Raw genomic sequence first — 21,230 nt, forward strand, 5'->3', positions numbered from 1 at the left:
ATACGGAGAGTGCTGTCTCTTTTTTGAGATTTTTTGATTCGAATGGCCTTATCGCGAGCAGGCTCGCTCCCACAGGGGAATGCAATCATCCTGTGGGAGCGAGCCTGCTCGCGATGAGCGCAAAGCGCTCCAAGATGTATGTCTACAAAAAGAGAATATATTTCTCTCTATTGAGACTCGGCAATTCCCAACGCCACCATCTTCTTGTACAACGTCGAGCGCCCCAGCCCCAGCCGCTCAGCCGCCTCGATCACCTTGCCGCCGCATTGCGCGAGGGTGGTTTCGATCAATTGCCGGTCGAATCGCGCCCGGGCCTGGCTGAAGGTTTCCTGGGGCAGCAGTTCCAGGCTTGGGCTGGCCGGGCGGGTCACTGGCGTGAACGTGCCGATGGCCGCGCGGATGTCGACGGCGGTGAGTTGCAGGTCATCGCTGAGCAACGCGGCCCGCTCCAGCACGTTGCGCAATTCGCGGATGTTGCCCGGCCAGGCGTGTTGCCCCAGCAGGTCGAGGGCGTCGGGGTTCAGTTCGTGCTGGCTGCGCAGGTCTTCGAGGATTGCTTCGCTCAGGGCCGGCAGGTCATCCAGGCGCTCGCGCAGGGGTGGAACCTGGATCGGCAGCACATTGAGGCGGTAATACAGGTCGGCGCGGAACTCGCCGCGCTTGATCGCCGCTTCCAGGTCCGTTGACGTGGCAGCGATCACGCGGACATCGCTTTGCAGCACCTCGTTGGAGCCCACCGGTTCATATTCCTTTTCCTGCAGCACGCGCAGCAGTTTGCTTTGCAGTGGCAAGGGCATGTCGCCGATCTCATCGAGGAACAACGTGCCGCCCTGGGCGATCTGCAGCTTGCCGGCGCGGCCCTTGCGGTCAGCCCCGGTGAACGCTCCGGGGGCCGTGCCGAAGAACTCGGCTTCCAGCAGCGATTCCGGAATCGCCGCGCTGTTGATGCTGACGAATGCCTTGTGCGCCCGTGGCGAGGCGCTGTGGATCGCTTGGGCCAGCAGCTCCTTGCCGGTGCCGGTTTCGCCGAGCAGCAACACCGGGGAATCGGTGCTGGCGCTACGCCGGGCGCGGCGCTTGACCTCCAGGCCGGCGCTGCTGGTGCCGATGAAATGGGCGAAGTTGTACTTGGTTTGCCGCGCCCGCAGCAGCGAACGGGTCGAGGCCAGTTCTTCCTGCATGCTCTGGTAGCGCTTGAGCATCGGCGACAGGCTATGCAGTTCACCGAACAAGGCAAAACCGATGGCGCCGATAACCGCGCCGGCGCTGTCATGGATCGGCAGGCGCATGACCACCAGCGGCTCCTTGGGCATCTCCTGCATGTCCAGCAGGATTGGCCGCCCGGTCCGCACCACTTCCCGGAGCAAGCTGCCGGGGATCACGCTCTCGCAGGCCCGACCGATGGCCTCCTGCGCCGAGTTCAGACCGAAGCGCCGGGCGTAGCGCTCGTTCATCCAGACGATGTTGGCGTCACGGTCGACAATCACCGTGCCTTCGCTGGACTGTTCGATGATCTCGAACAAGGAGCGAATCGCCAGGGTGCGTACGCGCTGGTAGTCCTTGAGGTTTTCGGTGGGGCGCATCGGGCATTCCCAGAAAGAGGTGAGGGTGTGGCGGCCTCTGATGAGTCTGTTGCCAGCGGCATTATGCCGTAGATCCACTGATCAAGACGCGGCTGACGTGTTGCGCCTCGGTCGAGCGTCCTGAAGTCGTGGTTTCAATGAGGCGAAAATTATACAGTTGCTTTTGTTTTGTACATTTTTGGATGCCCCCCATGAACCCATTCAATCCTCGCAAACTCACGCTTTCGAAATGGACTGCCTGTGCACCGGTCAATCGAGAGAAGCATTTCCTGGTCATCAAGCTGCTCTGCGACGAGGTCGGCGTACCTCTGCAAGTCGAGTTGCAAGCGGTGCTCAGCGGGCGCACGGAACTGCTGGACTGGCGCGAGTTGCGAGATGACAAGCGGTGGCGCATTGGCTGGAAATGAAAAAAACGGGCGGCCGGTGGTACGCCGCTGGTCATATAAAACTTGTACATAAATAAAAATCTGTACAATTATTTTTGAGATCATGGCTTAATGGCATCTCTCCAGCGAAAGGCCCCCTGAGTCTTCAGGCGGCTCGATCCACGCATCCAACGTTCCGGAGTGGGGCCCATGTTCATTCGTACACGCAAGCATCAGCAGGCCTTGCATGAAGTCCAGGCCAGGGAGGCTTATCTTGAGGCGCAGCGCGATGCCTTGCATGCCTCCATGGCCGTGCTTGAGCTCGCGGCGACAGGTGAAGTGCTGAGCGCCAGTCCCCTGTTCCTACGAATGGTTGGATACTCGCTCGACGAGATTCTGGGCAAGCATCACCAGACATTTTGCGCCCCGGCGTACGCCCACAGTCCACAGTACGCGACGTTGTGGCGGCGCTTGCTGCAGGGTGAAAGTGCCAGCGACCGGTTTTTGCTGCTGGCCCGCGACGGACAAGGGGTCTGGGTGGAAGCGGACCATGTTCCGGTGCGCCAGGCGGGCGCGGGCGTACAGCGCATCCTTTGCGTTGTTCGCGATGTGACCGATCAGGTGCTTCGTTCCCAGGCCGAGTCCAGCTTCACGCAGGCGATTGACCGTTCGATGGCGGTCATCGAATTTGACCTGAAAGGGCACGTGGTAAATGCCAACGCGAACTTCCTGAGGGTGATGGGCTATGGCCTGGAAGAAGTGCGCGGCCAGCATCACCGTATCTTCTGCACGCCCGGCGAAGCGCAGAGCGAAGCCTATCGCGGCTTCTGGGCCGGACTGAACCGGGGCGAGTACAAGGCAGGATTGTTCCAGCGGGTCGACAAGCGCGGCGCGACCGTCTGGCTGCAGGCCACCTACAACCCGCTCTATGATGCCCAGGGCCATGTGTATGGGGTGGTCAAGTTCGCCACCGATTGCACCGCTGAGATCGAACAACGCCAGAGCGAATCGAAGGCGGCGCAGTTAGCCTTCGAGACGTCCCAGCAGACCGATGAGCATACCCGGCTTGGCACCGCCGTCGTGCAAAAGACCGTGACCGTCGTGCAAAGCATCGCTGATGAACTCCAGGCTGTGGCGACGGGCATAGAGGCCCTGAGCGCACAGTCCGAGGAAATCGGCAGTATCGTCGATGCCATCCGGGGCATCGCTGAACAGACCAACCTGCTGGCCCTTAATGCTGCCATCGAAGCTGCTCGCGCTGGAGAGCAGGGGCGCGGCTTCGCGGTCGTGGCCGATGAGGTGCGCAACTTGGCCCGACGTACGAGCCAGGCCACCGTCGCCATCACCGAGGTGGTCGGCAAGAACCGCGAACTCGCCAGGCAAGCGGTCACCAGCATGCAGTCGAGCACCCTCAAGGCTGAACAGGGGGTCACACTGGTGAATGAAGCAGGCGCGGTGATCCAGGATATCCACCGGGGCGCGCAACAGGTTGTGACGGTAATGGGCAATTTCGCCAACACCCTGGACCAGCGACGGGGCGCCTGATTCGCTGGAGAAGACTGGCCCGCGAGTTATGCGGGATGTGCCGCCGCCAGCAGCTCTCGGGTATAGGGGTGGCGTGGCGACTCGAACAGCTCATGGCTCGCCCCTTGCTCGACCACTTTACCGTCCTTGATCACGATCATGTCGTGGGCCAGGGCGCGCACCACCGCCAGGTCATGGCTGATGAACAGGTAGGTCAGGCCGTGCTTTTCCTGGAGCTGGCGGAGCAGGGCGACAACTTGTTTCTGCACGGTGCGATCCAGCGCCGACGTGGGCTCGTCCAGCAGGATCAGGGCCGGCTTGAGCACCAGGGCCCGGGCAATGGCGATGCGCTGGCGTTGGCCGCCGGAAAATTCGTGGGGGTAGCGATGGCGACTCTGCGGGTCGAGACCGACTTCCTTGAGGGCCTGGATCACCCGGGCTTCACACTCCTGGGCGCTGGACGGACTGTGGACCTCAAGGCCTTCACTGATGATCTGCTGCACCGACATCCGTGGGCTGAGGCTGCCGAACGGGTCCTGGAACACCACCTGCATCTGCTTGCGCCACGGCCGCAATGCTTTCTGTGACAGCGCGTCGAGGGCTTCACCCTGGAAGCGAATGCTGCCTTCGGATTCGATCAGCCGCAGGATCGCCTGGCCGAGTGTGGACTTGCCGGAGCCGGATTCGCCGACGATGCCCAGGGTCTTGCCGCGCTGGATGTTCAGGCTGATGCCGTCGACGGCGCGCAGGTATTCCTTGCGCCGGAACAACCCACCGCCCAGGGCGAAACTGACCCGTAGGTCCTGGACCTGCAGCACGTCTTCGCGCTCGTCCCGGGGCAGGGCTTCACCCTCCGGTTCGGCGTGCAGCAGTTCACAGCTGTAGGGGTGCTTCGGCGCGCTGAACAGGGTTTCGCAGGGCGCCTGCTCGACGATTTCCCCGGCCTTCATCACGCACACCCGCTGGGCGATGCTGCGCACCAGGTTCAGGTCGTGGCTGATCAGCAACAGGGACATGCCCAGCCGTTGCTGGAGGGACTTGAGCAACAACAGGATCTTGCGTTGTACGGTGACGTCCAGCGCGGTGGTCGGTTCGTCGGCGATCAACAGCTCTGGTTCGCAGGCCAGGGCCATGGCAATCATCACCCGTTGACGCTGGCCGCCGGAGAGCTGATGCGGGTAGGCCTTGAGCCGTTCGACGGGCTTCTGGATGCCGACCAGGGCCAGCAGCTCCAGGATGCGCTGACGTGCCGCTTTGCCGCCCAGGCCCTTGTGCAGCATCAGGGTTTCACCGATCTGCTTTTCGACGCTGTGCAGCGGGTTCAGGGAGGTCATCGGTTCCTGGAAGATCATCGCGATGCGATTGCCGCGCAGCTCTCGCAGGGTCTTGGCCTGGGCGCCGACCAGTTCCTGGCCGCGATAGCGAATGCTGCCGGTGGTACGGCTCTCGGTTGGTGGCAGCAGTTGCAGGATCGAATGGGCCGTCACCGATTTGCCGGAGCCCGATTCGCCCACCAGGGCCAGGCACTCGCCGGGACGGATGTCCAGGCACAGGTTGCGCACGACGGCGTGGTCGTTGAAGGCCACGCTCAAGTCGCGGATTTCGATCAGGTTGTCACGCACGTCCGGATCAGGACCTGGGATCGAATGCATCACGCAATGCCTCGCCAATGAACACCAACAGGGAAAGAATCAGGGCCAGGGTGAAGAATGCCGTCAGCCCCAGCCAGGGTGCTTGCAGGTTCTGTTTGCCCTGGGCAATCAGCTCGCCCAGGGACGCGCTGCCGGCCGGCATGCCGAAGCCGAGGAAGTCCAGGGCGGTGAGGGTGGAGATCGCCCCGGTGAGGATGAACGGCAGATAACTCAGGGTCGCGTTCATCGCGTTGGGCAGGATGTGCCGCACGATCACCTTGCGGTCGGTCAGGCCCAGGGCCCTGGCGGCCTTGACGTATTCGAGGTTGCGCCCGCGCAGGAACTCGGCGCGGACCACGTCCACCAGGGCCAGCCAGGAGAACAACGCCATGATCCCCAGCAGCCACCAGAAATTCGGCTCGACGAAACCGGAGAGGATGATCAGCAGGTAGAGCACCGGCAGCCCCGACCAGACTTCCAGCAGGCGTTGCCCCAACAGGTCCACCCAGCCGCCGTAATAACCCTGCAACGCGCCGGCGGCGATGCCGATCAGCGCGCTGATGGTCGTCAGCGCCAGGGCGAACAGGATCGACACCCGGGCACCGAAGATCACCCGGGCCAGCACGTCCCGAGACTGGTCGTCGGTGCCCAGCCAGTTCACCGAGGTGGGCGGGCTCGGGGCCGGTTGATTGAGGTCGTAGTTGGGTGTGTCGTCGCTGAACGGGATCGGCGGGAACAGCAGCCAGCCGCCGTCCTTGTGGATCAGGTTCTGCACGTAGCTGCTGCGGTAGTCGGCCTGGAATGGTAGCTGGCCGCCAAATTCCTGTTCGGTGTAGCGCTTGAACACCGGGAAATACAGCGAGTCCTGATAGCTCACCACCAGCGGCTTGTCATTGGCGATCAGCTCGCCGCCCAGGGTCAGGATGAACAGGCCGATGAACAACCACAGCGACCACCAGCCGCGGCGGTTTTTCTTGAAGCGCTCGAAACGCCGTCGGCCCAGAGGCGAGAATCTGAACATCAGGCGTTCCTCGCGGCGAAGTCGATGCGCGGGTCCACCAAGGTGTAGCAGAGGTCGCCGATGAGTTTGATCAGCAGGCCGAACAGCGTGAAGATGAACAGTGAGCCGAACACCACCGGATAGTCCCGAGACACGGCCGCCTCGTAGCTCATGCGGCCCAGGCCATCGAGGGAGAAGATCACCTCGATCAGCAACGACCCGGCGAAGAACACGCTGATGAACGCCTGGGGAATCCCCGAGACCACCAACAGCATGGCGTTGCGGAACACGTGCCCGTATAGCACCCGCCGTTCGCTCATGCCCTTGGCCCGCGCCGTGACCACATATTGGCGGGTAATTTCATTGAGGAACGAGTTCTTGGTCAGGATGGTCAGGGTGGCGAAGCCGCCGATCACCAGCGACGTGACCGGCAGCACCAGGTGCCAGAAGTAGTCGGTGATCTTGCCCAGGGTCGACAGCGATTCGAAGTTGTCCGACACCAGCCCGCGCACCGGAAACCAGTTCAGCGACGTCCCGCCCGCGAACACCACGATCAGGAACATCGCGAAGAGGAAGGCCGGCATGGCGTAGCCGATGATGATCGCCGTGCTGCTCCAGACATCGAAGGCCGAGCCATGATGCACCGCCTTGCGGATGCCCAGCGGGATCGACACCAGGTAGGTGATCAGCGTGGCCCACAGCCCCAGGGAAATGGTCACCGGCATCTTTTCCAGGATCAGGTCGGTGACCGTGGCACCCCGGAAGAAACTCTTGCCGAAGTCCAGGCGGGCATAGCTGCTGAGCATCAGCCATAGGCGTTCATGGGCCGGCTTGTCGAAGCCGTATTGTTTCTCGATGTCCTTGATCAGTTGCGGGTCCAGGCCGCGACTGGCCCGGGAGCTGCCGGTCATGGCATTGCCCGAGCTGCCGACGCTGGCGCCGCCGATGCCTTGCAGATGGGCGATGGCCTGTTCCACCGGGCCACCCGGTGCCGCCTGGACGATGACGAAATTCACCAGCAGGATGATCACCAGGGTCGGGATGATCAGCAGCAGGCGACGCGCGATATAGGCCCACATCAGTGACGCCCTCCGGAGGTGCCACGCCTGATTCGTTCGGCGGTCATCTGCTCATTGGTCAAGGGGGTGGTGCTGACTTCCCACCAGCTCTCGATGGCTTCGTCATTGGCGGCCTGCACCTTCGGCATGCCGAAGCGGTTCCACCACACGGTCGAACTGCCTGGTGGGTAGTAGTTGGGAATCCAGTAGTAGTTCCATTGCAACACCCGGTCCAGGGCGTGGGCGTGACGAAGCATGTCATCCTGGGTGGTGGCCTTGACCAGCCCGTCGATCAGGGTGTCGACAGCGGGGTTCTGCAGGGCCATGTAGTTGTTGGCACCCGGGTCGTTGGCCGCCGCCGAGCCGAAGTAGTTGTAGAGCTCGGTGCCAGGCGAGACGCTGACCGGGTAGCCGGTGACGATCATGTCGTAGTCACGGCTCATCAGGCGATTGATGTACTGGGACGGGTCGATGCGACGGATGCTCATGTCGATGCCGATCTGCGCCAGGGTGCGTTTATAGGGCAGCAGCAGGCGGTCCATGCCGTTCTGGCTGTTGAGGAAGGTGAAGCTCAGCGGTTCGCCTTCGGCATTGACCAGGCGATCGCCGTCGGGTTTCCAGCCGGCCTGTTCCAGCAGCGCCAGGGCTTGCAATTGCTTGTCGCGAATCACGCCGCTGCCGTCGGTCTTCGGAGCCTGGAATACCTGGGTGAAGACCTCGTCGGGGACTTTTCCGCGCAACGGTTCAAGGATCGCCAGCTCGCTCGCATCGGGCAATTGTCGGGCGGCCAGGTCGGTGTTGGAGAAGAAGCTCTGCTGGCGCACGTAGAGGTTGCGCATCATCTGCCGGTTGCTCCATTCGAAATCCCAGAGCATCGCCAGGGCCTGGCGTACGCGACGATCCTGGAACTGCGGCTTTTGCAGGTTGAACACGAAGCCCTGGGCCGTTTGCGGGGCTTCGGTGGCCAGATGGGCTTTCTGCAGGCGCCCGTCGCGCAGTGCCGGGCTGTCGTAGCCAATGGAAAAGCCCGTGGCGGAGAATTCGCGGTTGTAGTCGTAGGCGCCACCGCGCAGCACCTGGCGCGCCACGTCGGTGTCGCCGAAATACTCGATGCTGAAATGATCGAAGTTGTAGAGCCCGCGGCTGACCGGCAGGTCCTTGCCCCACCAGTCGGCATTGCGTTCGAAGGTGATGCTGCGCCCGGAGTCAACCTTGCCGACCCGGTACGGCCCGCTGCCCAGCGGCGCTTCATAGCCACCTCCGCTGGCAAAGTCGCGGGTTTTCCACCAATGCTCGGGAAACACCGGCAGGGTGGCGATGTCCAGGGGCAAGGTGCGGTTTTCGTTGTTCTTGAAATCGAAGCGAACGGTGCGCTCGCCTTCGACTTCGACGCCTTTGACGGCCGCGAACTGGGTGCGATAGCGCAGGCTGCCCTGGGTCATCAGCAGCTCGAAGCTGTAGCGCACGTCTTCGGCGGTGATGGGCTTGCCGTCGGCGAAGCGGGCCTTGGGGTTCAGGTAAAAGCGCAGGGACAGGCCGTCGTCCGCGCGTTCCATGCTTTGGGCAACCAGGCCGTAGACTGTGTAGGGCTCATCCAGGGAGCGTTGGGCCAGGGGTGAATACAGCATGCCGTCGATCTGGCTGACCCCGATGCCTTTGTCGATGTAGGGCAGCACGTGGTCGAACTGGCCGATCTCGATGGCCGAACGGCGCAGGGTGCCACCTTTGGGGGCCTGGGGATTGGCATAGGCGAAATGGCTGAAGCCTTCGGGGTATTTGGCCGGTTCGCCATAGACGGTCAGGGCATGTTGCGGTGCGGCAGACACGCCGGCGGCGCCTGTCAGCAGGAGTGCGGCAGTCAAGAACAGTGAGGAAAACGCCAGTCGCATTGTCAGCCTTAAAGCCGGGTGATCGATGACCACGATTTGTACGCGAGCGGCGCGTTGATCGCCAGCCCGGTGGTCAAGGAGTGGTGGCGAGGAGCTAAGGTGGCGGGGGAGCAAGCCCCCTCGCCACCGTCACCCTCAGTCCTGGCGGCTGGTCACTTCCAGCAGGTGATAACCGAACTGGGTCTTGACCGGACCCTGCACCACGTTGATCGGCGCGCTGAACACGACGGTGTCGAACTCCTTGACCATCTGGCCTGGGCCGAACGAACCCAGGTCGCCGCCCTGACGGCTGGACGGGCATGACGAGTTGGCCTTCGCGACTTCGGCGAAATCGGCACCGGCTTCGATCTGGGCCTTGAGTTCGTTGCACTTGTCTTCGCTGGAAACCAGGATGTGGCGGGCAGTGGCTTTGGCCATGGGGTAACTCCTTGCAGGTAATGATTTCAAAGTGCAGAGCCTACCGGAAACAGGGATGCATTGCCTGGCAACGTTCGTTAAGGCACTGAATCCGACCTTGTCACCGTCCTTGAAACCGGCCCGGTGCAAAAGTGCCGATGAAGACGTCGCTTTGGCGATTCGTTGGGTATCTATCTTTCTCGCTACTTATCCACTGAATAAATGACAACAACCTAGTGCAAGATGATTCCTGGTATTGACGGTTGAGGGGTCGTTGTTTAAAGGGGGCAAGCTGTTTGAATAGGTCCGGTTAATGGTGGGTAATGCCCTGTTTTAGGGGGACACATCCAATAAAAGTTCACGGACAGTCAAATAGGGGTGTGGTAACTATGCCCCGCCTTAAATGGACAACTTGAAGGTCGCACCCCATTAGCGCCCGCCCGGCTGGGTGGACGGCTTAAGGAAAGCATCATTGTTCGGGGATAAATCCGACACTAAGCCAATTGCCATTAGAAAAGCATTGTGTGGCGGATTGTCATCATTGTTTGAATTTCAGGAAGACTTCCTATCATGTTTTCGGACTTTAAAAGTTCAGGTCATGCCTCGCTTAATACATTATTTCGGACTATTCGGTCAGATTATCCGGCGCTCACTCGCAACTTGGTTAAAACGCCTTTGGTGGAACTGTCCTGGCTCAGTTCGGATACGCGAACAGTGTGGGCGAAGCTGGAGTGTTCACAGCGTACCGGCTCATTCAAACTACGCGGTGCTTACAACGCGCTTCACAGGCTGCCGTCAGGCGCCGCTGTCTACACGGCGTCGGCGGGTAATCATGGCTTGGCGATAGCGACGCTGGCCCGTGAGCTAGACTTGAAAGCCAATATTTTCGTGCCACTGACGGCTTCGGAAATAAAGATTCGCAGACTGCGTGCCGCGGGGGCTCGAATCGTCCAGGTGGGTCGTGACGTTGCGCAAGCGTATATCGCAGCCCGTCATGAAGCGGAGCAAAACAGCGGTCATTACATCTCTCCGTTCGACCATCCGGCCGTGGTCGCTGGGCAGGGATCCCTGGCCCTGGAAATTGCCGAACAACACGACCAGCATTTTGATCACATCGTTCTGCCGTTTGGTGGAGGAGGGTTGCTCACCGGGTTTGGCTGCGCGGCCGCCCGGCTCTGGCCCGACGCTCGCCTGCATGGTGTGCTGCCGGCGGCGTTCGGGCGTCAATTGGACCAAGGGTTCGATGAGCGGCAGATGCTCAAGAGTGTCATGCCCACGCTCGCTGATGGGCTTGCCATCGAGCACGATCAAGACAATTGGCTATGGCCACTGATACGGGAACTCAAGCCCAGGTTTCATACCGTGTCGGAAGAGCAGATCAAGACAGGCATGATGACCCTCTTGCATCAGGAAAGCATTCTGGCTGAGGGGGCGGGTGCAATTGGCCTGGTGCCCTTGCTGTTCGAAGAAGGTGCTGCGCTGGAAGGGAACATCCTGGTCGTGGTCAGCGGTGGCAACATTTCCGTTCCCCTGTTGAGCAAGGCCATGAGCACGGTCATCGAGGACCCTCGGCTGCGTAAGATCAACGGTTTGAGAGCGACTACGCTTGGCATCGAACTGCGGGACGCCGCGCCGCATCCGGCGACTCAGGCCAGCGACAAGCCTTCGGCCAGCGTAGTGCCCATGGCAGGGGAAGCCACGTTGCGGGTGATGTGGTTGCAACTGGTGGATCGTATCGAGGGAGAATTGGATCGCCTGGACGCGACCCTGGCGCAACACTTGTCCTTCGCCCGGCAGGAACGGTTGTCAGTGGACGCCACGATTGAACGTTTTATGGACGAGGCGTTGAACAGCGCGCGTCGAATGATCGATAGTTGTCGTCAGCAGGGCCTGGATGGACGACAGGTTGCGCAGCGTTATCGATTGTTGATCCAGCAGTTCGGATTCGCCCGCTCGGCCCTGAGCTGGTGCAGTGCAAGTACCGACCAGAGTGCCGAGATCATGTTTTTCGATCCTGCGGACTTGCAAACGAGCTCTGTGAACTATGACCGCTACGGCTCGATCGCCTTGCGCGAGCTGGAGCTGAATCTGGTACGCGCGATTGGATTTGATGGAGGGGCCCAGGCAGCCCTGTTGACGTCAAGCGGACAGGCCGCCTACTCGACACTGGAAAGTTTTCTGTTGCGCGAGGTGTTCCCGAAACACCCCGCAAACGCCCGTGTCGCCAGGGTGCCGTACCTCTACTTCGAGGCGTTGGAGCAGTTGGAGGCATTGCCTCAGGTTTGCGTCGCAACGGCACAGGACTGGGGTGTCGACGCGTTGATCGACTGCGTGGAGCGCACGGATAGCCAGGTAGTGTTTGTCGACCCGATGGCCAATATCGGTGATTTGCCTTGCTTCGACTTCCAGGGCCTTGCCAGCGCTTTGCGAACGCGCCAATGGCAGGACAGGTGGCTGGTGATCGACGGCACGATGGTCTCCGGCGGCTTCAACCCGTTCATCTTGTTCGACGATCCCAACCATCCCCAGGTGCTCTACTACGAAAGCGGCAGTAAATATCTGCAACTGGGCCTGGACCTGCAAATGCTCGGCGTTATTGTCTGCAGCGAACAGCACGCGCCCGCGCTTGCCCGTCACCGACGAAATCTGGGGAGTGGGCTTTATCAGAGTCAGGTGGCACGTGTTCCACTGTTCGACCGCCAACAATTACTGCAGCGCATGCAACGCCTCACGCGCAATGCCGAGTACCTGACTGCGGCCCTGCGTGCAATCGAGCATCCGCGCAGCCGATTGTGCGTGTCTTACCCCGACCATTGGCGGGATAGCCGATGGGTCCATGGCGGCGGCGTCGTTGCTATCACCTTCAGTGCCCCTGGTCTTAACAACCGCCACTGCCTGGAAAGCCTGATCGAAATCATCATCACTCGCTGTCGTGCGGCAGACGTGGCCATCACCAAGGGGGTGAGCTTCGGCTTCGGCGTCACACGCGTTTCTGCAGCTGCGGCGATAGCCGAGTCGACTGATCCATTTCTACGTTTCTCGATGGGCGAAGAAACCGACCATCAACTGAAAGAACTGGTCAGCTGCATTGTCCAGTCGGTAGATATCTTTCTGGAGACTTTTGAATGAATGTCAATCCTCGGGATGATTCCCCGCTGATCCATGCCAGCCTGCCGATGCGCGCGGGCTTGGTAAGCCTTCGTTCCGCCTGCCCGGAAGATGCGGATGCCTTTGTCGAGTACTGGACCGAGAGCCCGCCCTCCTACTTGTCGACCTTGGGTGTGGATACGTCGCGCCTGGGCGACGCGGGGCAGATCCGTGAACGCTTCCTTCGCAACATGCCGTCATCCACTCTACTCGAGCAGACCAGCGTCATCTACTCACTCTATCTGGATGACGTCTTGATCGGTTACACCAACATCAATCGCTACGACGATTTGGAAAACTACGGGCACTTGCACACCTATCGCAAAGCACTGCGTCTTGCACTCAATGGACGGCCGGCGGCGAAAAACGCAGGCGGTGGTATCGCCGCCTGCCTGATCGGTTTGATCATCGCGCATCACTTCGAGACATTTGGCATGTCTCGTCAAGTGATCCAGACGCGTACCCGTAACCGTTCGATCAACCGCGCACTCGACCTCTATCTTCCCGTGTTCAAAACCTGTCATTTCGAGAAGCCTGATGGACTCTCGGCACCCGGAGAGTTTCATGTCCGATATGCCCATCACGAACAACGTCACTATTTTCGAGAACGGGCACGGGAGTTAGCAGCGTTTAACAGCGAGACATAGTCCTTCCCGCATGACCGCTCAAAGGCCCGCCTTGCGCAAGCGTTCTGCATGTCGTACGTACAGCGCTACCGGGTCTGTACCCTTATGCATCCGCCCGGCCGTCTGGTCGATGGCTTCCATATGGTCCATCGGATAGTCGGAGCGGATGACCTTGCCCAGGTGCGAGCTGAAGCGGCCCACCAGGCCGTCGTTCTGCCCGGCTTCGGTGATGAAGTACTCGGAAAAGGTCCGGCAGAACACCTGGAAGGGGTCCGACGCCCGGAGAGCTTTGTCGGGTGCGTCCTGCAACGTGCCGCTCCAGGAGTAGTAGCGCACGCCGTTGACCAGCTCCGGCCCCTTGCTTCCCCAGCTCCTGGGCAAGCCTTGCGGGTATTTGTCGTTGAATGCGCCTACGCCTTCGGTGGTCAGGGCCGCCAGTGCGGCGATGGCGTTGTGGGGGAGCTGTGCCTGGCCGCTCAGCAATGAAATGAAATCGACGAACAACGTGGCGACTCTACCGGCGACATGCTCCGGCAGGCGCCCGGGCGTGAGGGCCTTGCGCAGGAAGTCGGCCAGTTCCGAGCCGTGGTTGGGGCCGCTGACCGATGTCACCGAGGCGACCTTCCCGGGTGCCAGTGCAGCGGCGTAACGGGACGCCAATGCACCTTGGCCATGCCCGATCAGGTTCACCCGGGTGGCCCCGGTGCCGCTCAGGACCCGATCAATCTGGGCCAGTAACTCTTCACCGCGAGCCTCGTTGGTGTAGGTGGCCGACAGGTAGGGAATGAATACCCGGGCGCCGGCGGTGCGCAGTGCCTGCTTGATGCCTTGGAACAGTTCGGAGCCAGCGACCCTGTCAAACCCGAACAAACCATGTACCAACAGGATAGGAAATTGAGTGGTTGCATTCCGTTGCATGTTCGTACCTTTTTCGAAGAGGTTCATGTTGAATTTGCGACACCACTGTAATGCAGGCTTCTGCGCCGAGGTGTAGGAAGAAACCGCTATGGCCGACCGAAAACGGACTAGAGAAGGCAGGAAGAATCAGAAAAGTGGCCGAATGATGTGTTTGGTTTCGGGATGCGTCTGATAGACCCTGTTGCATGCAGCTACAGTCTCAAGTGCAAGGGACCACCCGCGCTGTCGCCTTGTCTGACTGCGGGTTTGCGAGGAGCAGGTTCTAATGGCTCTATCGGGCGCCGTTAAAGGGAGATGGCGTCCTCATCCAAGGACTGGAATCCATACATGACCACTGACCCATTTGGCCGGCGAGCCCGGCTTAGCGCTCGGACGAAATTCCGGGCCCCCATCCTGGCGGCGGCAAAAGGCGGGGTGATCAACCCGGCCTGGAGCAAGGTCGCTATCACCCTCAAACCCTATCCGTTGATGACGTGCGGCGATGAAGTCCTGCTGTTCTGGCACGGGCTCAATTCGGACGGCGAGCCGTACCGGCATGAAATACGCAGGTCGATCACGGAGCGACAAGTCGACCGGGACGTCACGTTCGTCGTGCGCGAACCCCACATTGCCGAGCTGGACGGCGGCTCGCTGGAGATCTTTTATCAAGTCACCGGTAAACGACTTCCGGCACCCATGCATTCGGAGGCCCTGCAACTGGTGATCGGTGACGTAGCGCCGCAACTGTTGCCGGCTATTGCCACCGATGCGGTGGGCGGCAGTCTCGATCCGAAGCGTGTCCCCGAGGGCACCTGCGTGACCATTCGGCCCTATTCAAGAATGGCTGTCGGGGACCGGCTGATCCTGATCGGCAGCAGGGACTCCAAGGCACTCTGGCGTGACGTGCTGGACATCGAAGCCCATGCCGTTGGCCGCGAGGTCTCGTTCTGGATAGATCATGCGCTGATCGCCCCGCATCTGGGGCATCACCTAGACCTTTCCTACGTCGTCAGGCGCGGGCATTCCGTGCGCCGTGCCGAGTCCTTGTCGCTGCATATCGGCCCCCTGGTCCGCCCGCCGCTGAAGGCGCCCCGGATCCTGGGCCTGAAGGAAGGAGGGCTGGATGTCGACGAACAGGAGAAAGGGGTGAGCGTGATCATCGAGACCGCCGGCTTCGAGATTGGCGAGTTGGTCTGGCTGCAATGCGATGGCAGCTATGCCTATGTCGGCGAGCGCGAAATCGTCCCGGCCAACGTCGGTCAGCCGATGATCTTCGTAGTCCCGGCAGACTACTGGCAGAGCCAGCGGGGCAGATCGGTGCGCGTTCGCTATCAGGTCGAGCGCCTGGATGATGTGAGTCAGCCTTTCGCCGGGGTCGAGGTGCATGTGCGCTCCAGGAGCGCCCTCCCGAAGGAGGGCGCGCACGAAGCTCAGTTGGCCGATAGCAACTGACGATGGGCCTGGCGCAGCAGTTGCTCGGTGGATGCCCAGCCCAGACACCCGTCGGTCACCGATACGCCGTAGCGCATTGACGGGCTGATGGGCTGGCAGCCTTCGAACAGGTGGCTCTCGATCATCATGCCGATCAACGAGCGGTTCCCTTGCAGCCGCTGCGCCAGCACGTCATTGAATACCTCTGGCTGGCGCGAGGGATCCTTGCCGCTGTTGGCGTGACTGCAATCCACCATGATCCGGGCCGGTATTTTCAGACGGCTCAGGTCGCTGTGTATCTGCGCGACGCTCTGGCGGTCGTAGTTCGGGCCGCGGTGTCCACCCCGCAGCACCAGGTGAGTGTCGGGGTTGCCTTGGGTCTGGATGATTGCAGGGTGTCCTTGGCTGTCGACGCCGAAATGCCGGTGGGGATGGGCGGCGGAGCGCATGGCGTCGCAGGCGATCCCAACGCCGCCGTCGGTGCCGTTCTTGAAGCCGACCGGCATGCCCAGGCCGCTGGCCATTTCCCGGTGGATCTGCGATTCGGTAGTGCGCGCGCCGATGGCGACCCAGCTGAGCAGGTCGTCGAAGTAGTTGGCGGCCATGGGTTGCAACAATTCGGTGGCGACGGGCAGGCCCAGCTGCAGCATTTCACGCATCAGTTCCCGGGACAGGGCCAGGCCGGCGGCCATGTCATCGCTGCCATCCAGGTCGGGATCGTAGGCCAGGCCTTTCCAACCCACGGTCGTGCGGGGTTTTTCCACATAGGCGCGCATCACCAGCAGCATGCTGTCACTCACTTCGTGGGCCAGGCGAGCCAGGTTGGCGGCATATTCGAGGGCGGATTTCGGATCGTGGAGGGAGCAGGGACCCACGATGACCAGCAGGCGAGCGTCCTCACCGTCGAGGATTGCGCGGATGGCCTGGCGATGGGCGTCGACTTGTTGGCTCATCGCGTGGCTGAGCGGCAATTGGTGCTTGAGCTGCAACGAGCTGGGCAGACGCAGGGTCAGGGCTTCATTGGCAGGGGTGAGCGTGGACAGCGGCAAAGCGGAGACGGATGAATTCATGATCTGGCTTCCTGGGCGGGCAGCGGGTTCTTCCCGCGCCGGCCCTAGTGGGGTGTTCGACAGTTGGCCGTACTGGCCTCAAGTGTTTGCATGCCACCGATAGGTGACCGATCGGAGGCGGCAGGCTGTCCCGAGCGGAGGCTGGTAAATCGCCAGGCGTAAAAGTCGTAACGGTAATAAGTGGCGTAGTTCATGGCTCGATCCTCAAAGTTGTTGGTGTTGCAAACGTGCAGGGCTGAAAAAACAAAACCCCCGGTCGGGAGGCCGACCGGGGGTTTATGAACTCTGGAAGGCGACCCGTTTAAAGTGGGCGCCGGTTGGGTATCAGGCGCGCCAGTGGCTAAACCAATACCCAAAATAAAAGTTGGTCAGAGCAGCAACGACATTCGCCCGGACAGCCGCAACCGAGCGCGGGGCGCTGACGGGTTGAAGCGGTGAGAGGGCGTTGAACATGGTCTGTCTCCGATGAATGGTCCTGAGCTTACTCGACGCTGGGGCACCGGTTCAATAAGAAGTTTCTATCACCCGGATGCAATTGTTCGCGGCGTTGAATCTGCCCGGCATTATGACAAACTCCGGTTTTACGCTTGGAGCTGCTCATTTCACGTGCAGTTGTATCGATAGCGTTGCTTTGATGAGGTGCCCATGGTTTTCCAGTGGCGTGCGGCCACGACCGCAGATATCGATTTCGCCCGGCAGCTGACCTGCACCAATATGCTGCCGTATTACTTGCGCCATGATTTGCTCTGGCAGGACGAGGCGTTCGACCTGGCGTGGATCATTCGTCAGAACTGGGTCATCTGTGGCGGGGAGCAGGTACTGGGTTTTGTCAGCCTCAGTCGGGATGCCCGGGCGTTGTACATCCGGGAGTTACAGATCGATCAGGCGTTCCGCGGGCAGGGCGCCGGTACCTGGGCGATCGGACAGGCATGGGGCATGGTCGCGTCGGAGCGGCGGCCGGCGTTGCGTCTGACGGTGTTCAAGGACAACCCGGCCAGGAAGCTCTACGAGCGCATGGGGTTATACGCCGCGGGCGAGGATGAATGTTTCCTGAGGATGCAGCGAGACGCCGATGCCTGAGGCCTTGGATAGCGCATCCGGGAAGATTCGCTGTAACTTTTTAATGCCTCTTGGCGCTAGGTCTGTCGGAAGCTTTTTGCTAAGGTGTGAGGCAGTCCATATAAGACCAAATGGTGAGGTGTCTGCTTGATTAGGGTGTTAGTGGTCGATGACCATGATCTCGTTCGTACGGGCATTACACGAATGCTGGCTGACATCGACGGTCTGCAGGTGGTTGGTCAGGCCGAATCCGGGGAAGAATCCCTGATCAAGGCACGTGAATTGAAACCCGACGTGGTACTCATGGACGTGAAGATGCCTGGCATCGGCGGTCTTGAGGCCACGCGCAAACTGCTGCGCAGTCACCCGGACATCAAGGTTGTCGCGGTCACCGTCTGTGAGGAAGACCCGTTCCCGACGCGGTTGCTGCAGGCGGGAGCGGCGGGTTACCTCACCAAGGGCGCCGGCTTGAACGAGATGGTCCAGGCCATCCGCCTGGTGTTCGCCGGGCAGCGCTACATCAGTCCGCAGATTGCCCAGCAGTTGGCGATCAAATCCTTCCAGCCGACCAATGAATCGCCTTTCGATGCGTTATCGGAGCGGGAAATCCAGATTGCCCTGATGATTGTCGGTTGCCAGAAAGTCCAGATCATCTCCGATAAACTGTGTTTGTCGCCGAAAACCGTCAACACCTACCGTTACCGTATCTTCGAGAAGCTTTCGATCAGCAGTGATGTCGAGTTGACGCTGCTGGCAGTGCGTCACGGCATGGTCGATGCCAGCGCCTGATAATGACCGAACTGTTTGATCCCAGTGCTTTCCTGTCCACATGCAGTGGCCGCCCCGGCGTGTACCGCATGTTCGACGGGGATGCGCGCCTGCTGTACGTAGGCAAGGCCAAGAATCTCAAGAAGCGTCTAGCCAGCTACTTTCGCAAGACCGGCCTGGCCCCCAAGACCGCCGCGCTGGTGGGGCGCATCGCGCAGATCGAAACCACCATCACCGCCAACGAAACCGAAGCGCTGCTGCTTGAACAGACGCTGATCAAGGAATGGCGGCCGCCGTACAACATCCTGCTGCGCGACGACAAATCCTACCCCTACGTGTTCCTGTCCGACGGGGCGTTCCCGCGCCTGAGCATCCACCGTGGCGCGAAAAAGGCCAAGGGCCGCTATTTCGGTCCTTACCCCAGCGCCGGTGCGATCCGTGAAAGCCTGAGCCTGCTGCAGAAGACCTTCTTCGTGCGCCAGTGCGAAGACAGCTATTACAAGAACCGCACCCGACCCTGCCTGCAATACCAGATCAAACGCTGCAAGGCGCCTTGCGTGGGGTTCGTCGAGCCCGAAGTCTATGCCGAGGACGTACGCCACTCGGTGATGTTCCTGGAAGGTCGCAGCAATGCGCTGACCGATGAGTTGTCGAGCGCGATGGAAGAGGCGGCGATCAACCTCGAATTTGAAAAGGCCGCCGAGTTGCGGGATCAGATCGGTCTGCTGCGCCGTGTGCAGGACCAGCAGAGCATGGAAGGCGGCAGCGGCGACGTCGACGTGATCGCCGCCTTCATCAACCCGGGCGGCGCCTGCGTGCATCTGATCAGCGTGCGGGGCGGCCGCGTGCTCGGCAGCAAGAACTTCTTCCCCCAGGTGGGTATCGAGGAAGACGTGGCCGAGGTCATGACGGCGTTTCTCGGCCAGTACTACGTCAGCAGTCCGGAGCGCGACCTGCCGAGCGAATTGATCGTCAACGTGGTTCATGAGGATTTCCCGACCCTGATTGAAGCCATCCATACGCTTCGCGGTCGCGAGCTGACCATCAGCCACCGCGTGCGTGGCACCCGCGCGCGCTGGCAACAACTGGCGGTCACCAACGCCGAGCAGGCCCTAGGTGCGCGTTTGGCTAACCGCCAGCACGTCGCGGCGCGATTCGATGCCTTGGCCGATGTCCTCAATCTGGACGAGCCACCGCAGCGGCTGGAGTGCTACGACATCAGCCATTCCAGCGGCGAAGCCACTGTGGCGTCCTGCGTGGTGTTCGGCCCGGAAGGCCCGATCAAGTCCGATTACCGCCGCTATAACATCGAAGGCGTGACCGCCGGCGATGACTATGCGGCGATGCACCAGGCACTGATGCGACGCTTCGGCAAGTTGAAGGACGGGGAGGGCAAGCTCCCGGACATCCTGCTGGTGGACGGCGGTAAAGGCCAACTGTCCATGGCGCGCGACGTGCTCAATGAGCTGATGGTTCCCGACCTGATCCTGCTGGGCGTGGCCAAGGGCGCCACGCGCAAGGCCGGTTTCGAGACCCTGTACCTGAACGATGCGGCCCATGAATTCACCCTGAAAGGGGATTCCCCGGCGTTGCACCTGATCCAGCAGATCCGTGACGAAGCCCACCGCTTCGCCATCACTGGCCACCGTGCCCGCCGTGGCAAGACTCGCCGCACCTCTACCCTGGAAGGTGTGGCAGGGGTAGGCCCGACACGGCGACGGGACCTGTTGAAACATTTCGGTGGATTGCAGGAGCTGTCTCGTGCCAGCATCGAAGAGATCGCCAAAGCCCCTGGTATCAGTAAAAAGCTCGCAGAGTCGATTTATGCAAACCTGCATAGCGAGTAGAATGCCCGTCAACCTCGCAGCCAGTTGTGCCGATGAATATCCCAAATCTGCTTACCGTTCTACGCGTCCTGCTCATTCCGATCTTCATACTGCTGTTCTATTTGCCGTACCACTGGAGCTACGTGGCCTCGGCTTCGGTCTTTGCCATCGCCGCCGCGACGGACTGGCTGGACGGTTACCTGGCCCGCCGTCTGGAGCAGAGCACACCCTTTGGCGCGTTCCTCGATCCGGTGGCCGACAAGCTGATGGTCGCCGTGGCCCTGGTGCTGCTGGTGCAGGAACATGGCAACCTCTGGCTGACCTTGCCGGCGGCAGTGATCATCGGTCGTGAGATCGTCGTCTCGGCACTCCGTGAGTGGATGGCCGAGCTGGGCGCTCGCGCCCAGGTCGCCGTGTCGAACCTCGGCAAATGGAAAACCGCCGCGCAGATGCTCGCCCTGGTCATCCTGCTGGCCAACCCCTCGGACTTCAGCTTCTGGGTGCTGTTGGGCTACGCACTGTTGCTGATTTCCGCCGGCCTGACGCTGTGGTCGATGGTCCAGTACCTGCGCGCCGCCTGGCCGCATCTGCGGACGGATGTAGAGAAGAAATAAAACTTTTTTGAATCAAAGGGTTGACGACGTAATCTGAATCTATAGAATGCGCCACACCAAGACGCGGGAATAGCTCAGTTGGTAGAGCACGACCTTGCCAAGGTCGGGGTCGCGAGTTCGAGTCTCGTTTCCCGCTCCAAATATTGCGCTACAGAGTTCCACTGAATTCTGTAAGTGATTGAAATCAGGGCCTTTAGGCCCTTTTTTCGTTCCAGCGGGAACCACTGAAATCCAGCACTATCCGGTGCGTTTAAGTCCAGAATTGAGTCCAGGATTCTGACGAGTACTGAATCGGTTTTATGCTGGAACAGATTGTGTAGCGAGACGAGCATCTGGCCCTGACTCT

17 protein-coding genes and 1 tRNA gene are annotated in these 21,230 nt (G+C 60.9%); 10 read left to right on the forward strand and 8 right to left on the reverse strand.

Annotated elements, in window-relative coordinates:
- Window positions 1–167: 167 nt before the first annotated feature.
- Window positions 168–1,583 (reverse strand): sigma-54 interaction domain-containing protein, encoded by a 1,416-nt coding sequence (locus tag ACODTO_RS00345; RefSeq protein WP_489105823.1) that lies wholly within the window; start codon window positions 1,581–1,583, stop codon window positions 168–170.
- Between the two features lie 191 nt (window positions 1,584–1,774).
- On the opposite strand from ACODTO_RS00345, the gene ACODTO_RS00350 reads away from it, so the two are divergent.
- Together ACODTO_RS00350 and ACODTO_RS00355 are read left to right on the forward strand one after the other, a co-directional pair.
- On the forward strand, window positions 1,775–1,990 hold the full coding sequence (locus ACODTO_RS00350; RefSeq protein WP_139641990.1) for a TIGR02450 family Trp-rich protein: 216 nt from the start codon (window positions 1,775–1,777) through the stop codon (window positions 1,988–1,990).
- A gap of 168 nt (window positions 1,991–2,158) precedes the next feature.
- Window positions 2,159–3,493, forward strand: coding sequence for a methyl-accepting chemotaxis protein (locus ACODTO_RS00355; RefSeq protein ID WP_489105824.1), 1,335 nt, complete (start codon window positions 2,159–2,161; stop codon window positions 3,491–3,493).
- A gap of 26 nt (window positions 3,494–3,519) precedes the next feature.
- On the opposite strand, the gene ACODTO_RS00360 is transcribed toward ACODTO_RS00355, so the two are convergent.
- The 5 genes from ACODTO_RS00360 to ACODTO_RS00380 form a co-directional block, all read right to left on the reverse strand.
- Window positions 3,520–5,094 (reverse strand): ABC transporter ATP-binding protein, encoded by a 1,575-nt coding sequence (locus tag ACODTO_RS00360; protein ID WP_175361558.1) that lies wholly within the window; start codon window positions 5,092–5,094, stop codon window positions 3,520–3,522.
- Between the two features lie 7 nt (window positions 5,095–5,101).
- A complete protein-coding gene (locus tag ACODTO_RS00365) occupies window positions 5,102–6,124 on the reverse strand; it encodes an ABC transporter permease (protein WP_464711189.1) in 1,023 nt (340 codons plus the stop codon).
- Window positions 6,124–7,182, reverse strand: a complete 1,059-nt coding sequence (locus ACODTO_RS00370) for a microcin C ABC transporter permease YejB (RefSeq protein WP_489105825.1) — start codon at window positions 7,180–7,182, stop codon at window positions 6,124–6,126. Before ACODTO_RS00370 ends, ACODTO_RS00365 begins: the two co-directional genes overlap by 1 nt.
- A complete protein-coding gene (locus tag ACODTO_RS00375) occupies window positions 7,182–9,050 on the reverse strand; it encodes an extracellular solute-binding protein (RefSeq protein ID WP_175361338.1) in 1,869 nt (622 codons plus the stop codon). Before ACODTO_RS00375 ends, ACODTO_RS00370 begins: the two co-directional genes overlap by 1 nt.
- A gap of 135 nt (window positions 9,051–9,185) precedes the next feature.
- Window positions 9,186–9,467 carry a peptidylprolyl isomerase gene (locus tag ACODTO_RS00380; protein ID WP_016774509.1) on the reverse strand — a complete coding sequence of 94 codons (282 nt, stop codon included), beginning with the start codon at window positions 9,465–9,467 and terminating at the stop codon, window positions 9,186–9,188.
- Window positions 9,468–10,016: 549 nt separating this feature from the next.
- On the opposite strand from ACODTO_RS00380, the gene ACODTO_RS00385 reads away from it, so the two are divergent.
- Window positions 10,017–12,575 (forward strand): pyridoxal-phosphate dependent enzyme, encoded by a 2,559-nt coding sequence (locus ACODTO_RS00385; protein ID WP_489105826.1) that lies wholly within the window; start codon window positions 10,017–10,019, stop codon window positions 12,573–12,575.
- Window positions 12,572–13,240 carry a GNAT family N-acetyltransferase gene (locus tag ACODTO_RS00390; protein ID WP_489105827.1) on the forward strand — a complete coding sequence of 223 codons (669 nt, stop codon included), beginning with the start codon at window positions 12,572–12,574 and terminating at the stop codon, window positions 13,238–13,240. Before ACODTO_RS00385 ends, ACODTO_RS00390 begins: the two co-directional genes overlap by 4 nt.
- A gap of 18 nt (window positions 13,241–13,258) precedes the next feature.
- On the opposite strand, the gene ACODTO_RS00395 is transcribed toward ACODTO_RS00390, so the two are convergent.
- The gene (locus ACODTO_RS00395; RefSeq protein WP_489105828.1) at window positions 13,259–14,137 is read right to left on the reverse strand and encodes an esterase/lipase family protein; all 879 of its coding nucleotides are present in this window, start codon (window positions 14,135–14,137) and stop codon (window positions 13,259–13,261) included.
- A 327-nt stretch (window positions 14,138–14,464) separates the two neighbouring features.
- On the opposite strand from ACODTO_RS00395, the gene ACODTO_RS00400 reads away from it, so the two are divergent.
- A complete protein-coding gene (locus ACODTO_RS00400) occupies window positions 14,465–15,568 on the forward strand; it encodes a hypothetical protein (protein WP_489105829.1) in 1,104 nt (367 codons plus the stop codon).
- On the opposite strand, the gene ACODTO_RS00405 is transcribed toward ACODTO_RS00400, so the two are convergent.
- The gene (locus tag ACODTO_RS00405) at window positions 15,547–16,617 is read right to left on the reverse strand and encodes a 3-deoxy-7-phosphoheptulonate synthase (RefSeq protein WP_489105830.1); all 1,071 of its coding nucleotides are present in this window, start codon (window positions 16,615–16,617) and stop codon (window positions 15,547–15,549) included. The two genes, ACODTO_RS00400 and ACODTO_RS00405, sit on opposite strands and share 22 nt — an antisense overlap.
- Before the next feature lie 645 nt (window positions 16,618–17,262).
- Here ACODTO_RS00405 and ACODTO_RS00410 point away from each other — a divergent pair.
- The 5 genes from ACODTO_RS00410 to ACODTO_RS00430 all read left to right on the forward strand — a co-directional run bounded on the left by ACODTO_RS00410 (window position 17,263) and on the right by ACODTO_RS00430 (window position 21,023).
- Window positions 17,263–17,697, forward strand: a complete 435-nt coding sequence (locus ACODTO_RS00410; RefSeq protein ID WP_489105831.1) for a GNAT family N-acetyltransferase — start codon at window positions 17,263–17,265, stop codon at window positions 17,695–17,697.
- 126 nt (window positions 17,698–17,823) lie between these two features.
- Entirely contained in the window at window positions 17,824–18,465 is a 642-nt protein-coding gene (gene gacA, locus ACODTO_RS00415) for a response regulator transcription factor GacA (RefSeq protein WP_024781217.1), read from the forward strand.
- A gap of 2 nt (window positions 18,466–18,467) precedes the next feature.
- Window positions 18,468–20,291 (forward strand): excinuclease ABC subunit UvrC, encoded by a 1,824-nt coding sequence (uvrC, locus tag ACODTO_RS00420; protein ID WP_489105832.1) that lies wholly within the window; start codon window positions 18,468–18,470, stop codon window positions 20,289–20,291.
- A gap of 32 nt (window positions 20,292–20,323) precedes the next feature.
- Window positions 20,324–20,884, forward strand: coding sequence for a CDP-diacylglycerol--glycerol-3-phosphate 3-phosphatidyltransferase (gene pgsA / locus ACODTO_RS00425; protein WP_041022591.1), 561 nt, complete (start codon window positions 20,324–20,326; stop codon window positions 20,882–20,884).
- Between the two features lie 63 nt (window positions 20,885–20,947).
- Window positions 20,948–21,023: transfer RNA gene (locus ACODTO_RS00430), tRNA-Gly, on the forward strand.
- Window positions 21,024–21,230: the final 207 nt, after the last annotated feature.

Source organism: Pseudomonas sp. FG13 (assembly GCF_057809755.1).